Origin of the sequence: Thauera aminoaromatica S2 (genome assembly GCF_000310185.1) — a bacterium.
In the GTDB taxonomy this organism is placed as follows: domain Bacteria; phylum Pseudomonadota; class Gammaproteobacteria; order Burkholderiales; family Rhodocyclaceae; genus Thauera; species Thauera aminoaromatica.
The window spans coordinates 1-15205 of sequence record NZ_AMXD01000098.1 but is presented as its reverse complement, the minus strand read 5'-3'; the positions used below and the strand labels follow the sequence as shown (position 1 = coordinate 15205).

Annotated in this window: 13 protein-coding genes and 1 pseudogene; 1 reads left to right on the top strand and 13 read right to left on the bottom strand. The window is 70.7% G+C overall.

Features of this window, described 5'->3' with window-relative positions; genetic code table 11:
- The 12 genes from C665_RS13985 to C665_RS13930 form a co-directional block, all read right to left on the bottom strand.
- Positions 1–448, bottom strand: a 448-nt coding sequence (locus C665_RS13985) for an NAD(P)/FAD-dependent oxidoreductase (protein ID WP_004315448.1), incomplete at its 3' end; no start/stop codon positions are given.
- On the bottom strand, positions 438–1121 hold the full coding sequence (gene qhpE, locus C665_RS13980) for a subtilisin-like serine protease QhpE (RefSeq protein WP_004315446.1): 684 nt from the start codon (positions 1119–1121) through the stop codon (positions 438–440). The genes C665_RS13985 and qhpE, both read right to left, overlap by 11 nt.
- On the bottom strand, positions 1118–2854 hold the full coding sequence (locus tag C665_RS13975; protein ID WP_004315444.1) for an ABC transporter ATP-binding protein: 1737 nt from the start codon (positions 2852–2854) through the stop codon (positions 1118–1120). Before C665_RS13975 ends, qhpE begins: the two co-directional genes overlap by 4 nt.
- A gap of 94 nt (positions 2855–2948) precedes the next feature.
- Positions 2949–3869 (bottom strand): MBL fold metallo-hydrolase, encoded by a 921-nt coding sequence (locus C665_RS13970; protein WP_004315441.1) that lies wholly within the window; start codon positions 3867–3869, stop codon positions 2949–2951.
- Positions 3866–4087 (bottom strand): DUF1289 domain-containing protein, encoded by a 222-nt coding sequence (locus tag C665_RS13965; protein ID WP_004315439.1) that lies wholly within the window; start codon positions 4085–4087, stop codon positions 3866–3868. Before C665_RS13965 ends, C665_RS13970 begins: the two co-directional genes overlap by 4 nt.
- Positions 4084–4284, bottom strand: a complete 201-nt coding sequence (locus C665_RS13960) for a DUF1289 domain-containing protein (protein WP_004315437.1) — start codon at positions 4282–4284, stop codon at positions 4084–4086. Before C665_RS13960 ends, C665_RS13965 begins: the two co-directional genes overlap by 4 nt.
- 161 nt (positions 4285–4445) lie before the next feature.
- Positions 4446–5381 carry a hydroxymethylglutaryl-CoA lyase gene (locus C665_RS13955; protein ID WP_004315436.1) on the bottom strand — a complete coding sequence of 312 codons (936 nt, stop codon included), beginning with the start codon at positions 5379–5381 and terminating at the stop codon, positions 4446–4448.
- Positions 5382–5490: 109 nt separating this feature from the next.
- Entirely contained in the window at positions 5491–7182 is a 1692-nt protein-coding gene (locus C665_RS13950) for an AMP-binding protein (protein ID WP_040829322.1), read from the bottom strand.
- 462 nt (positions 7183–7644) lie between these two features.
- Positions 7645–9648 carry an acetyl/propionyl/methylcrotonyl-CoA carboxylase subunit alpha gene (locus tag C665_RS13945; RefSeq protein WP_004315433.1) on the bottom strand — a complete coding sequence of 668 codons (2004 nt, stop codon included), beginning with the start codon at positions 9646–9648 and terminating at the stop codon, positions 7645–7647.
- Positions 9649–9691: 43 nt separating this feature from the next.
- Positions 9692–10483, bottom strand: a complete 792-nt coding sequence (locus C665_RS13940) for an enoyl-CoA hydratase/isomerase family protein (protein ID WP_004315431.1) — start codon at positions 10481–10483, stop codon at positions 9692–9694.
- A gap of 9 nt (positions 10484–10492) precedes the next feature.
- Entirely contained in the window at positions 10493–12100 is a 1608-nt protein-coding gene (locus C665_RS13935) for a carboxyl transferase domain-containing protein (protein ID WP_004315429.1), read from the bottom strand.
- A 14-nt stretch (positions 12101–12114) separates the two neighbouring features.
- Positions 12115–13296 carry an isovaleryl-CoA dehydrogenase gene (locus tag C665_RS13930; RefSeq protein WP_004315427.1) on the bottom strand — a complete coding sequence of 394 codons (1182 nt, stop codon included), beginning with the start codon at positions 13294–13296 and terminating at the stop codon, positions 12115–12117.
- Between the two features lie 162 nt (positions 13297–13458).
- On the opposite strand from C665_RS13930, the gene C665_RS13925 reads away from it, so the two are divergent.
- A complete protein-coding gene (locus C665_RS13925) occupies positions 13459–14505 on the top strand; it encodes an AraC family transcriptional regulator (RefSeq protein ID WP_004315425.1) in 1047 nt (348 codons plus the stop codon).
- Positions 14506–14526: 21 nt separating this feature from the next.
- On the opposite strand, the pseudogene C665_RS13920 reads toward C665_RS13925, so the two are convergent.
- Positions 14527–15205: pseudogene (locus C665_RS13920) on the bottom strand (hypothetical protein); the annotation flags it as partial.

Below are 15205 nucleotides of genomic sequence, written 5' to 3'. Positions count from 1 at the left end.
CGGGCGCGGCGCGGCCGCGCGCCTCGACGAGGAAGCCCGCCGCCATGCGGCGCGGCCCGGCATCGGTGTCGATCTCCAGCTCATGGCCCCCTGGCGCGGGGTGCAGCGCCGTCACCCGGCCGCGCACCACGGGCACGCCGAGGCGCTCCAAGTCCTCGAGCAGCCCCTGGTCGAAGCGCTGGCGGTCGACCAGGCTCTCCACGTTCGCCTCGGTGTAGGTGCCATTCCACACCGCCCGCCGCGGCGAAGGCGGCGCGAACGCCGTCAGCGCCCGCTGCAGGCCGAGGCCGCGCAGCGCGTCGATGACGCGCGCCGAGACGCCCTCGACCGCGGCGAAACGGCGCGGCTCGCCCACCAGCACCACCGGCTCGCCCATCCGCGCCAGTCCGATCGCCACCGCCGCGCCCGCGGGGCCGGCGCCGAGGATGACGATGCCGTCAGCCGCCATGCTGTCTTCTCCTCGGGTCGTCCACACCGTGGTGGCGCGCCTGCTCGACCAGCCAGGCACGCAGTGCGTCCGCGTCGCCGCCCCGCGCGAAGTGCCGCGCGGCCAGTCCGGTGAACCAGGCACAGGCCATGCTCGCACCCGCGCCGGCGAGGCTACCGTCGAGCGGCCGCACATGGGCACCGAAATCGATCTCGGCGGAGCCGATCGCGGCGAGCTCGCCGGGTGCGCAGCGCGCATCTCCGGTCACCCGCAGCACGCCCGGAAAACCCGCCGGATACACGGTCTGGCCGCGCGCGGGCGCCGCCGCGCACAGCACGGTGCCGGCCGCCAGTGCGCGCGCGCAGGCCTCGGCCAGCACCGGCCGCGGTTCGCGCAGGCCCAGACTCAGATTGACGAGCTGGGCGCCGTTCGCCACCGCCCAGTCGATCGCCGCCGCCACCTGCGCCGCGGTGGTCGTGAGGCGCTCGCGGAACACCTGGACGACCAGCAGCTCGGCCTGCGGCGCGCAATGCAGCAGGATCCCGGCCACGCGACCGCCGTGGCCGAGCGCGTCGGCGGTGGCCGGCGCCTGGCGCACGGCACGGTCTTCGAGCACCAGGGCGACCGCGTCCCGCACCTGCAGCGCCTGTGCTGGCGTGCACCCGCTATCGACCACGGCGATCCGCACCGTCATGACCGCACCGTCACCGCCGCCGGCGGCAGCACCTCGAGCCGCCCGCGCTCGAGGTGCACGCGCAGATCGCAACCGGCGAGCGTCGCCGCGCGGTGGCTGATCAGGATCCGCGTGCGTCCGGCGAAGAGCGCATCGACCTCGGCGATGATCGCCGCCTCGGTCGCCTCGTCGACCGCCGAGGTCGCCTCGTCGAGCACCAGGACGCACGGCTCCTGCAGCAGCGCACGCGCGATCGCGATGCGCTGGCGCTGGCCGCCGGAGAGCTGCTGACCGCGCTCGCCGAGCGCTGTCTCCAGCCCCTGTGGCAGGCTTGCGATCAAGGCGTCGAGGTGCGCCCGCCGCGCCGCGGCACGCACCGCCCCCTCGTCCGCCTGCGGCGCGGCGTAGCGGATGTTCTCGGCGAGCGTGCCGCGGAACAGCACGATGTCCTGGCTCACCACCGCCACCGCGCGGCGCAGCGCGCCGAGCGGCAGCGCGCGCAGGTCGGCGCCGTCGAGCCGGATGGTCCCGGCCTGGGGGTCGTAATGACGGTGCAGCAGGTCGATCAGCGTGGACTTGCCGACGCCCGAAGCGCCGCTCAGTGCGACCTTGCTGCCCGCGGGTACCGTCAGTCGGGCGCCGTCGAGCACCGCCTCGGCGCGTCCCTGGTGGTGGAAGACGACCGCATCGAACTCGATCCGGCCCTGCCACGCCGGCACGGCCCGCTGTGCCGCGCCGGGGGGCGCGCCATCCACGACGTCGGCCGGCGCCTCGCGCAGCTCGCTCACCCGCCGCAGACTCACGCTCATGCGCTGGATCGCGACATACAGGCCGAGCAGGCTGTTGACCGGCCCGGTGGCCATGCCGAGGTAGGTGGAGAACGCGATCAGCGCGCCGAGCTGCCAGCTGCCCTCGATCACCCACCAGCCGCCGATCATGAACGCGGCGGCGCGCGTCGCCGAGGTCAGCGTGGACGGGATCGCATGGGTGAGGAACTCGGTGCGCTGCAGGCGCAGCAGATCGTCGAGGTAGCGCGCGCCGAGATCGTCGAGCCGGCTGCGCTCGTCGGCCTCGCGGCGCGAAGCCTGGATGAACTTCATCGCCGGCAGGGTCTCGACCAGAAAGCTCGAGACATCCGCCGCGCGCTCGCGCACGGTGCGCGTGCGCGCCTCGACCTTGCGCCGCATCCGCCGCAACCACAGCGTCTCGAGCGGCACCAGCACCAGCACCAGCAAGGACAGCTTCCACGACAGGCTCAGCATCAGCGCCACCGCGCCGAGCAGGCCGATCACGCTGCTCACCGCTGCGAACAGGCTATCCACAGCGAAACGCTGGATCTCGGCGACGTCGCCGTCGAGGCGCGACAGCAGGTCGCCCATGCGCTGACGGCCGTAGAAGGCGGGCGACAGCGTCTGCAGGTGGCGATAGAGGTCGCTGCGCAGCGCGAACAGGATGGAGCCGGACAGACGGGTGTGCAATTGCCGGTTCACCCCGGCGAGCACGGTGCCGACGATGCCGACCGCGATCATCGCGCCGGCGACCATCAGCAGGGTGCGGTAGTCGCGCGCGAGCAGGCCCTCGTCGATCAGCAGCTTGGTCAGCCAGGGCTGCAGCAGCACCAGCAGGGTGGCCGCGCAGGAGAGCAGCAGCAGGCCGGCAATGCGGCGGCGCTGCGGGCGCACGAAGCCGTACAGCCAGCGCAGGCCGCGGCGCAACTCGTCGGGCCGCTCTGCATGGATCAGGCCGGCGAGCATGACCCGGCTCGCGACGACGACGCGTCCATCGGGCCCGCTGCGCATTGGCGGTCGCACGCGACGAAGAGGCGGCCAGGCACGCGCATCGCCCGCCTCAGCTCGCGACCAGCATGCCGTGCTCGCGCCGCGCCACACCGGCGCGCTCGAGCTCCTTCACCAGCCAGGCGGCGAGCGCATCGGCGTCGAGGCCGAGGAAGCGCGCGTTGGCGGTGCGGTACAGCGGGGTCTCGTCGAGATGCCGCGGCAGCTCGACGAGCGCCATGCTGCGCACCTCGAGCAGCTTGAAGGTGATGCAGGCGCGGATCGCGTTGCGTGCCATGCGCGCGCCGTCGTCCTCGAAGGCGCGGAGGCGCGCGAAGGCGCGCTCGAGCGCGTCGTCGAATTCGGCGAAGGGGGCCCCATGGCCGGGAATCACCGCATCCACCGCGAGCCGGCCGATCGCCTCCAGGGTGCGGCGCGCCTCGCCGAGCGCGTCGCCCTGGCCCATCACCTCGGCGAACAGGATGCCGAAGCCGTCGCGCCAGAGCGCATCGCCCGAGATGAGAATGCGGCGATCGGGGTTGTAGTAGGCGAGCGCGTCCATGTCGTGGCCGGGGGCGGCCACCGCCTGCCATTCGAGCTCGCCGGCGACGAAGCGCGCCCCGGCCGCGAGCGTCGCGTCATGGCGGAAGCGCTCGCCGGCCTGCGCGCCGACGCTCAGCAGCAGCGCCTCCTCGTCCCACTCCTCGACCGCGCGCGCCATGCCCTCGGGCACCGTGATGCTGCAGCCGAAGGCGCGCTGCACGCTGGCGTTGCCGCCGATGTGGTCGGAATGCGAGTGCGTGTTGATGAGGCGGCCGAGACTGCGGCCATCGAGCGCGGCGCGCACCAGCTTCACCGTCTGGTCGGCATGGCTCACGTAGCCGGAGTCGATCAGGGTCGCCTCGTCGCCGTCGAACAGGAGCACGTTGTTGGCCGACAGCCAGCCGCGCTCGAAGACCTGCAGGCTGGCAGGCAGATGCGGACGCGCGCTCAATCGCTGCCTTCCCCGACGCGGGCCGCGACGTTGGGCGGCAAGGGCACGCCGGCCGCCTGCGCCGGGGACGCCGCCGCATCGGGCTGCCCCGCGACCTGCGCTCCGGGCACCGGCGTGGGCACGCCGTTGATCTCTTCGGCAGTGCGACCGCAACCCAGGCACACGCCCGAGTCCCAATCGATCATGCACACGCCGACACAGAGCGCGTCGCCGCTCATGTGCGCAAGTCCACGGCGGGGGAAGCCGCGGCCAGGCGCGTGCGGCGCTCGGCCACGGCGGCGAGGATGGCGCGGCGGTCGTCGTCGGTGCTGCGGCCCCAGCGCGTGATCTCTTCGATCGTGCGTTGGCAGCCCTCGCACCAGCCCGTGTCGGGACTCATGCGGCAGAGGTTGATGCAGGGGGAAGGAACGCTCATGGCAGTCATCTCTGTAGGGCGGCGGGCGGGCCATGCGTGTGGTCCGCCTCGTGATCCGGAAGCCGGATTATGAAGCAGTCGGCAAGCCATGGCTCGCGAGGACCGCGTTCGACCGCCTCCCCGCCCGCGTCGCACGCACCCTCCGTCGCTTCATCCCGCGCTCAGGCGCAGGCCGTCTTGGCGCGCTTGGCCAGCACCGCACGCGCCACACGCGAGGCAGGCTCGCGGCCAAGCTGGGCGCTGATCCAGGCGGCGGTGTCGACGAGCGCCTCGAGATCGATGCCGGTATCGATGCCGAGCCCGTTCATCAACCAGACCACGTCTTCGGTGGCGACGTTCCCCGAGGCGCCCGCCGCATAGGGGCAACCGCCCAGGCCGCCGACCGAGGCGTCGAACACCGCCACGCCCATCTCCAGCGACGCGAAGACGTTGGCCACCGCCATGCCGTAGGTGTCGTGGTAGTGGCCGGCGAGCTTGTCCACCGGCACGCGCTTCGCCACCGCTTCGAGCATGCGCCGGATGCCGGCCGGGGTGCCGACGCCGATGGTGTCGCCGAGCGAGACCTCGTAGCAGCCCATCTCCAGCAGCGTCGCCGCCACGTCGGCCACCGCCTGCGGCGCGACCGCCCCCTCGTAGGGGCAACCCACCACGCAGGAGACGTAGCCGCGCACCCTCACGCCGGCCGCGTGCGCCGCCTCGGTGACCGGGCGGAAGCGTTCGAGCGACTTGGCGATCGAGCAGTTGATGTTCTTCTGGCTGAAGGACTCGGAGGCGGCGCCGAACACCGCAACCTCCCGTGCCCCGGCCGCCAGCGCGGCCTCGAAGCCCTTGAGGTTGGGGGTGAGCACCGGATAGGCGACGCCGGGCGCCGCAGCGGCGAGCACGCGCGGCAGCAGCTCGGCGTTGTCGCCCATCTGCGGCACCCACTTGGGCGACACGAAGGACGTGGTCTCGATCGCCTTCAGCCCGGCGCGCTCGAGGCGGCGCACGAGCTCGAGCTTGGTGTCGGTGGAGACGAGCTGCTTCTCGTTCTGCAGGCCGTCGCGCGGCCCCATCTCGACGATGCGGACGGCGGCGGGAAGGATGGAATTCGCCATGGAGGGGGTCTCCTCAAGAAGCGTTCAATTGGGCTGCAGGAGCAGCGATCAGCCGTCTTGGCCGATGCGGCCACGCCGACAAGAACACGCGAGCACGACAGACCCGCGATCAGGCGGTCTTCGCCTCGTCGAGCCCGAGCTCTTCCTTCATCCTCTGGCGGATCAGGAACTTCTGGATCTTGCCGGTCACCGTCATCGGGAAGCTGTCGACGAAGCGGATGTAGCGCGGGATCTTGTAGTGGGCGATCTGGCCCTTGCAATACTCGCGCACCTCGTCCTCGGTGAGGCGCTCGCCCTCGCGCGGGATGATCCAGGCGCACAGCTCCTCGCCGAACTTCTGGTCGGGGATGCCGACCACCTGCACGTCGAGCACCTTGGGGTGGGCGTAGAGGAACTCCTCGATCTCGCGCGGATAGATGTTCTCGCCGCCGCGGATCACCATGTCCTTGATGCGGCCGACGATGTTGCAGTAGCCCTCGTCGTCGATCACCGCGAGGTCGCCGGTGTGCATCCATCCGCCGGCGTCGATCGCCTCCTTCGTCCTGGCCTCGTCGTCCCAGTAACCGAGCATCACCGAATAGCCTCGGGTGCACAACTCGCCGGACTGGCCGCGCGGCACGATGCGGCCCTCGTTGTCGACGATCTTCACCTCGAGATGGGGCTGGATGCGGCCCACGGTGGATACGCGGCGGTCGATGGGGTCGTCGGTGCCGCTCTGGAAGCTCACCGGCGAGGTCTCCGTCATGCCGTAGGCGATGGTCACCTCGGACATGTTCATCTTGCCGATCACCCGCTTCATGACCTCGATCGGACACGGGCTGCCGGCCATGATGCCGGTGCGCAGGCTGGAAAGGTCGAACTCCGCGAAGCGCGGATGATCGAGCGCGGCGATGAACATGGTGGGCACGCCGTAGAGGCCGGTGCATTTTTCCTGGGCCACGGTCTCCAGCACCGCCAGGGGCTCGAAGGCCTCGCCCGGATAGACCATGGTGGCGCCGTGGGTCAGGCAGCCGAGGTTACCCATCACCATGCCGAAGCAGTGATAGAGCGGGACCGGGATGCACAGCCGGTCGCCGGGCATCAGCTTGATCGCCTCGCCGACGAAGAAGCCGTTGTTGAGGATGTTGTGGTGCGACAGGGTCGCACCCTTGGGGTGGCCGGTGGTGCCGGAGGTGAACTGGATGTTGATCGGGTCGTCGAACTGCAGCTTCTCGGACAGCACGGCGAGCGCGGTCAGTTCCTCGCGGCTGGGCGCGCGCAGCAAGTCGTCGAAGCTCATCATGCCGGGCGACTTCTCTGCGCCCATGCGGATCACCATCTCCAGGCTGGGCAGGCGGTGGCTGCGCAGCAGGCCGGGCTCGCAATGGCCGAGCTCGGGCGCAAGGTCGGCGATCATCTCGAGGTAGTTGCTGGTCTTGAAGGCGGGCGACAGGATCAGCGCGCGGCAACCGACCTTCTCGAGCGCGTATTCGAGCTCGGAGCGGCGGTAGGCGGGGTTGATGTTCACCAGCACCAGGCCGGCCTTGGCGCTGGCGAACTGGGTCAGCGCCCACTCCATGTTGTTCTGCGACCAGATGCCGATGCGCTCGCCCGGTTCCAGGCCGAGGCGCATCAGGCCGCAGGCGAGCGCGTCGACCTTGCTCTTGAGCTGCGCGTAGGTCAGGCGCACGTCCTGGTGACGCACCACCAGCGCCTCGCGGCCGGCGTGGCGGGCGCAGGCCTCGTCGAAGAAGCGGCCGATGGTCTGGCCGATCAGGGGTTTGGCGGAAGCGCCGTGCACATAGCTCGCAGTGCTGCTCATCGTGTCGTCCTCTCTCCTGTTCTTGTCGTCGCGCGGCATGTCGCGCTCGCAATCCTGTCCATCCCGTGCCCGCGCCACCACGGAACCGCTTCATTCGCGACTTGCGTCGCTCCTACACGGCGCCCCAGACGCGCGCACGGTTTCCGTCATCACCGACCCACCCCATCGCAAGCGGGCGGGGAGCCCCACACGCGCGCGGTTTTCCGGCATCGCCGACGCACCCCATCGCAGGTGGGCAGGAAGCGCCAGATGCCCGGCGCTTCCCGTACGAGCGACGCAAGTCGCGATCGGGCGGCTGCGCGGCACAGGCGTGGCGCCGGTGCGCCCTGCGGCATGCTTGGACGCCTCCTGCGGAAAACCGCCGCGCCTCGGGGGCCATGTGGGAGCGACGCCAGTCGCGATTGCCGCCGGGCACCCGCGACCGCGCCGAACAGGCGCAGGCGCCCCGCCACGGCGTTGGCCTCAAACCGCCGCGGCTTCGAACTCCACCAGCTCGGCACCGTCGCCGACCTGGTCGCCGACGCCGAAGCGGAAGGCCTTGACCGTGCCGGCCGCCGGCGCGGTGATGGTGTGCTCCATCTTCATCGCCTCCAGGATCAGCAGCGGCGCGCCCTTCTCCACCTTCGCCCCCTCTGCGGCGACCAGCGCGATCACCTTGCCCGGCATCGGCGCCATCAGCCCGCCCTCGGCGCCACCGCCCTCGCCACCGTGGTGCAGCGGGTCGACCGCGGCCAGTTGCCAGGCGCGGCCCCTGGCGAAGACGTGGCGACGGCCGGCGGCGGCGATCACGGTGGCGTCCATGCGGGTGCCGTCGAGCTCGACCCGCAGCAGGCCGCGCGGGTTGAGCTCGCCGCGCGCGACCACGCTGCTGCTGCCCACCGTCAGCCGCCAGGCGCCGGGCAGGTAGGCCACCTCGACCGCGCGCTCGCTCTCGCCGTGGCGGAACAGCAGGCTGCGGCAGGCGGTGGCGTTCATGCGCCAGCCGTCGCGGGCATGCCAGGGCGAGGCCGGATCGGCGCCGCGCGCCGCGCGGCGGTCGGCGAAGGCGGCGTCGCGCAGCAGCTCGGCAAGCGCGGCGATCTGCAGGACCTCGGCCGGCACGGCCTCGTCGGCTGGAAACAGGTAGGCCTTCTCGCGCTCGATGAGCCCGGTGTCGAGGTCGGCGCCGGCGAAGGCCGGACAGGCCGTGAGGCGCGACAGGAACTCGATGTTGTTGGCCACGCCCACCACCCGGTAGTCGGCGAGGGCCTGCAGCATGCGGGCGAGCGCGCGGTCGCGGTTGATGTCCCACACGATCAGCTTGGCGATCATCGGGTCGTAGTGCGGGCTGATCTCGTCGCCCTCCTCGACGCCGGTGTCGACGCGCACGTGCAGGCTCTCGGCCGGCGGCGCCAGATGCACCAGCTTGCCGGTCGAGGGCAGGAAGCCCTTGGCCGGGTCTTCGGCGTAGATGCGCGCTTCCAGCGCATGGCCGCGGATCTGCAGTTGCTCCTGCGCCAGCGGCAGCTTCTCGCCCGAGGCGACGCGCAGCTGCCACTCGACGAGGTCCAGCCCGGTGATCATCTCGGTGACCGGGTGCTCGACCTGCAGGCGGGTGTTCATCTCCATGAAGTAGAAGGAGCCGTCCTGGTTGGCGATGAACTCCACCGTGCCCGCGCCGACATAGCCCACCGCCTTGGCCGCATCGACCGCGGCCTTGCCCATCGCGGCGCGGCGCTCGAGCGTCATGCCGGGCGCGGGGGCTTCTTCGAGCACCTTCTGGTGGCGGCGCTGCACCGAGCAGTCGCGCTCGAACAGGTACACCACGTTGCCGTGGGTGTCGCCGAAGACCTGGATCTCGATGTGGCGCGGCTTGGTGATGTACTTCTCGACCAGCACGTGGTCGTCGCCGAAGCTGGAGATCGCCTCGCGCTTGCAGGAGGCGAGCAGATCGATGAAGTCCTCCGACCTGTCGACCAGGCGCATGCCCTTGCCGCCGCCGCCGGCCGCAGCCTTGATCAGCACCGGGTAGCCGATGGCGTCGGCCTGCTGGTGCAGCCAGGCCGGGTCCTGGTCGTCGCCGTGGTAGCCGGGCGTCAGCGGCACGCCGGCCGCCTCCATCAGCTTCTTGGCCTCGGACTTCGAGCCCATGGCGCGGATCGCCGACACCGGCGGGCCGATGAAGACGATGCCTTCGCGCTCGCAGGCGTGGCAGAAATCCTCGTTCTCGGACAGGAAGCCGTAGCCGGGGTGGATGGCCTGGGCACCGGTCTGCCTGGCGGCGGCGATGATCTTGTCGATCACCAGGTAGCTCTCGCGCGCCGCCGCCGGGCCGATCAGCACCGCCTCGTCGGCCAGGCGCACGTGGCGGGCATTGGCGTCGGCCTCGGAATACACCGCGACGGTCTTGATGCCCATGCGGCGGGCGGTCTTGATGACGCGGCAGGCGATTTCCCCGCGGTTGGCAATCAGGATCTTGTCGAACATTTCGTCTCCAGCGTGTCTTGTGTCGGTTCGGCACGTCGGCCGCTCAAGCCTGCGCGATCCACGCCGCGGGGCGCTTGTCGAGAAACGCCGCCAGGCCTTCCTTGGCCTCGGGCGTGGCGCGCAGGCTGGCGATGCGGCGCGCGGTGTCTTCCACCAACGCATCGCTCAGCGGCCGGTTGGCCACCGCGCGGATCAGGTCCTTGGCCGCGGCCTGCGACTTGGGACCGCCCTGCAGCAGGGCCTCGACGACCTCCTTCACCTTGGCGTCCAGTTCCTCGCTCGCCACCGCCTCGTGCGCCAGGCCGAGTTCGGCCGCGCGCGCCGCGCCGATGCGCTCGGCGGTCTGGAAGTAGCGGGTGGCCTGACGCTCACCGATGGCGCGGATCACGTAGGGGCTGATCGCCGACGGGATGATCCCGAACTTGACCTCGGAGGTCGCGAACACCGCCTTGTCCCCGGCGATGCAGATGTCGCAGGCGCTCGCCAGGCCCATGCCGCCGCCCAGCGCCGCGCCGTGCACGCGCGCGATCGTGGGCTTGTTCATCTCGGCCAGGGTGCGCAGCATGCCGGCAAGCCGCATCGCGTCGGCGAAGTTCTCCGCCTCGCTCGCCTCGCCGGCAGCCTTCATCCAATTGAGGTCGGCGCCGGCCGAGAAGCTTTTTCCCCGCCCGGCCAGCACCACCGCGCGCACCGCCTCGTCGGCATCCAGTTCGATGCAGGCCGTCGTGAGGTCGGCGATCAGTTGCGCGTTGAAGGCGTTGTGCACGTCCGGGCGATTCATCCAGATCGTCGCCACGCCGGCTGCGCGCACGATCTCCAGGGTCTCGTAGCTCATCTCGCCCCCTTACATCCGGAACACACCGAACTTCGTCTGCGGGATCGGCGCGTTGAGCGTGGCCGACAGCGACAGGCCGAGCACGCGGCGCGACTGCGCGGGGTCGATCACGCCGTCGTCCCACAGGCGGGCGGTGGCGTAGTAGGGATGACCCTGCACCTCGTACTGCTCGCGGATCGGCGCCTTGAAGGCTTCTTCGTCTTCCTTGCTCCAGGTGCCGCCCCTGGCCTCGATGCCGTCGCGGCGCACCGTGGAGAGCACGCTCGCGGCCTGCTCGCCGCCCATCACGCTGACGCGCGCGTTCGGCCACATCCACAGGAAGCGCGGCGAGTAGGCGCGGCCGCACATGCCGTAGTTGCCGGCACCGAAGCTGCCGCCCATGATCATGGTGATCTTCGGCACCTGCACGGTGGCGACCGCGGTGACCATCTTGGCGCCGTCCTTGGCGATGCCGCCGTTCTCGTACTTGCGCCCGACCATGAAGCCGGTGATGTTCTGCAGGAACAGCAGCGGGATGCCGCGCTGGCCGCACAGCTCGACGAAGTGCGCGCCCTTCTGCGCCGACTCGCCGAACAGGATGCCGTTGTTGGCGACGATGCCCACCGGGTAGCCGTAGAGGCGGGCGAAGCCGGTGACCAGGGTGGTGCCGTAGCGCGGCTTGAACTCGTCGAAACGCGAGCCGTCGACGACGCGCGCGATGACCTCGCGCACGTCGTAGGGCTTGCGCGGGTCGGCGGGGATGATGCCGTAGATCTCCTCGGGGTCGTAGGCGGGTTCCTCGCTGTCGGCGAGCGCCAGTTCGACCTCCTTGCGCTGGTTGAGGTTGGAGACGATGCGGCGCGCAATGTGGAGCGCGTGGCTGTCGTTCTCGGCGAGGTAGTCGGCCACGCCCGAGATGCGCGTGTGCACGTCACCGCCGCCGAGGTCCTCGGCGCTCACCACCTCGCCGGTGGCCGCCTTCACCAGCGGCGGACCGCCGAGGAAGATCGTGCCCTGGTTCTTGACGATCACCGCCTCGTCCGACATCGCCGGCACGTAGGCGCCGCCGGCGGTGCACGAGCCCATCACCACCGCGATCTGCGGGATGCCCTGGGCGGACATGTTGGCCTGGTTGAAGAAGATGCGGCCGAAGTGGTCGCGGTCGGGGAAGACCTCGTCCTGCGTCGGCAGGTTGGCGCCGCCCGAGTCGACGAGGTAGATGCAGGGCAGGCGGTTGGCCTGGGCGATCTCCTGCGCGCGCAGATGCTTCTTCACCGTCATCGGGAAATAGCTGCCGCCCTTCACGGTGGCGTCGTTGGCCACGATCATGCATTCGAGGCCCTGCACGCGGCCGATGCCGGCGATCACGCCGGCGCTCGGCGCGTCGTTGTCGTACATGCCGTAGGCCGCCATCTGGCCGATCTCGAGGAAGGCCGTGCCGGGGTCGAGCAGGTGGCCGACGCGGTCGCGCGGGAGCAGCTTGCCGCGCGCGGTGTGCTTGGCGCGCGCCGCCTCGCCGCCGCCGAGGCTGACCTCGGCGGCCTTGGCGCGCAGGTCCTCGACCAGGCCGCGCATGGCGCTGGCGTTGGCCTGGAAGTCGGCGCTGCGGGTGTTGATGCCGGATTTGATCACGCTCATGGGGGTGGCTCCGCTCAACGGGTCTCGGAGAAGAGTTCGCGGCCGATCAGCATGCGGCGGATCTCGCTGGTGCCGGCGCCGATCTCGTACAGCTTGGCGTCGCGCCACAGGCGGCCGGTGGCATATTCGTTGGTGTAGCCCACGCCGCCGAGGGTCTGGATCGCCTCGCCGGCCATCCAGGTGGCCTTCTCGGCGGTGTACAGGATCACACCGGCAGCGTCCTTGCGCAGCGTGCGCGCATGGTCGGTGCGGTCGCAGGCCTGGCCCACGGCGTAGGCATAGGCGCGGCAGGCGCTCCAGGTGGAGTAAAGGTCGGCGACCTTGCCCTGCATGAGCTGGAATTCGCCGATCGGGGTGTCGAACTGCTTGCGCTCGTGCAGGTAGGGCACCACCACGTCCATGCACGCCGCCATGATGCCGAGCGGGCCGCCGGAGAGCACCGCGCGCTCGTAGTCCAGGCCGCTCATCAGCACCTGCACGCCGCGACCGATGTTGGCCTCGCCGCCGAGCACGTTCTCCGCCGGCACCTCGACGTCGTCGAAGAACAGCGGGAAGGTGTTGGAGCCGCGCATGCCGAGCTTGTCGAGGTGGGTGCCGTGGCTGAACCCCTTCATGCCCTTCTCGATGATGAAGGCGGTGATGCCCTTGGGGCCGGCGGCGATGTCGGTCTTGGCATAGACAACCAGGGTGTCGGCGTCGCCGCCGTTGGTGATCCACATCTTGCTGCCGTTGAGGATGAAGCGGTCACCCTTGCGGTCGGCGCGCAGCTTCATGCTCACCACGTCGGAGCCGGCGTTGGGTTCGGACATCGCCAGCGCGCCCACGTGCTCGCCCGAGATCAGCTTGGGCAGGTACTTCTGCTTCTGCGCCTCGGTGCCGTTGCGGCGGATCTGGTTGATGCACAGGTTGGAGTGCGCACCGTAGGACAGGCCCACCGAGGCCGAGGCGCGCGAGATCTCCTCCATCGCCACGATGTGCGCCAGGTAGCCCATGTCGGTGCCGCCGTACTCCTCGCTCACCGTCATGCCGTGCACGCCGAGGTCGCCGAGCTTCTTCCACAGGTCGGCGGGAAACTCGTTGACGCGGTCGATCTCGGCCGCGCGCGGGGCGATCTCGGCGGCGCAGAAGGCCTGCAGGGTGTCGCGCAGGGCGTCGATGGTCTCGCCGAGGTTGAAGTTCAGGCTGGGCACGTTCATGGGGTGTCTCCTTCTCGAGGTTGTCCTGGCGCGTGGGGCGGTGCGCGGAAAATCCATTATGGACGGCACATGCCCGCGGTTGGGGCGAGATTAACCGGGCCGCTCGCGCGGCGAGTGCCATCGAGGTTGCAATTCGTGCCACGCCGGCTAGCATTCCGGCACATGAAGATCCTCGCCCCCTCGCCCGCCGAACTCACCCGCGGCCGCGCCGCCACGCCGATCGCCTTCATCCGTGCGATCGTTTCCGGGTATCGGCTGCGGGGCATGGATCCGGCCAGCGCGCTGGCGCAGGCGCAGATCCCGCCCGCGCTGCTGGAAGATCCGGCCGCACATGTCACCGCCGCGCAGATGGAGCTGCTCTCGGGCGTGGCGATGCAGGAGCTCGACGACGAGGCACTGGGCTGGTTCTCGCGCCGCCTGCCCTGGGGCAGCTACGGCATGCTCTGCCGCGCCTCACTGACCTCGCCGACGCTGGAGGTGGCGCTCAAGCGCTGGTGCCGTCACCACCGCCTGCTGACCGAGGACATCGTCTTCGAGCTCGCGCAACGCGGCGGCATGGCCACGATCCACGTCGCCGAGCACGCCGGACTCGGCGAGCTGCGCGAGTTCTGCCTCGTCAGCACGCTGCGCTACCTGCTCGGCTACGCCTGCTGGCTGGTCGATTCGCGCATCGCGCTCGGCGAGGCCGCCTTCCCCTTCCCTGCCCCGGCGCACGCCGACGCCTACGCCTACCTCTTCGCCGGCCCGGCGCGTTTCTCCGCCGCGGCCGCCTGCATCCGCTTCGACGCGCGCTACCTCGCCCTGCCGGTGCGCCGCGACGAGAAGGCGCTGCAGGCCATGCTGCAGCGTGCGCTGCCGCTCACCGTGCTGCAGTACCGCCGCGACCGCCTGCTGGTGCATGGCGTCGCGCAATTGCTCGCCGCCAACCCCGCCGCCGCCCACACCGCCGAGGAGGTTGCCGCACAGCTCAACCTGTCGGTGCGCACCCTGCACCGACAGCTCAAGGAAGAAGGCGTGTCGCTGCAGCGCCTGAAGAACGCGGCGCGGCGGGAGCATGCGGTGAAGCTGCTGCTGCAGAGCGCCAGACCGGTGAAGCAGATCGCGGCCGCCGTGGGCTTCGACAGCGAGAAGAGCTTCGCGCGCGCGTTCCGGGAGTGGACGGGGGTCGCGCCAAGCGCGTACCGGTCAAACGCAGAGCCCGCCTGCTAGCGGACGCCTTTCATCCACGGCCTAGATCAGGTTGCTCGGGTTGGAGCACGCCGACTTCGACACCGCCGGCGCAGGCGGCCGCCCCGAGAGGTCGATCGTCGCAGCGTAATAGGAATTGGAATTCGCGAAGGGTGCGATGCGCTGTCCGAGCTCGAGCCGGAACGGTGCCCGTCCCGGCGCGCTGCCCGAGAACACCCGTTGCCACTCGCCGGCGCCGAATTCCTCGCAAGCGATCTCGGTGAGCGTGACGCCGCGCACGCGCATTGCACCGACGATGTCGTAGGGTGGCTCGGCGCCGACCTCCATCCAGCTCATTCCCAGGGTTTTCGCGGCGGGCGAACCGGTCACCGAGACCTCGAACTTGCCCAGGCGACCGCTCGCCGACAGCTCTCGTGAGCGGGGCCTGGCCGCCCAGCGCACGCCGGCCAGGCGCTGGCGCAGACTCGCCAGCGGCACCGCTTCACCCGCCGAGGCCGGCAGGGCGGCCAGCAGTGCATCGGTCGCCTCCGCACTCTCGGTGACCTTGCCCCAGTCCGCCACACATTGCTCGTCGGCCCAGCGTGCAGCATCCGCACTGCGCGAAACATAGGCCTGGCGGCATCCGGCCAGGAAGCGCGAACGCGCCGCGGGCGGCACCACCAGGGGCGCGGGCGGGGAACCCGCCGCTGCGCCGACACCTGGCGCCGCCGGCACAGGCGCG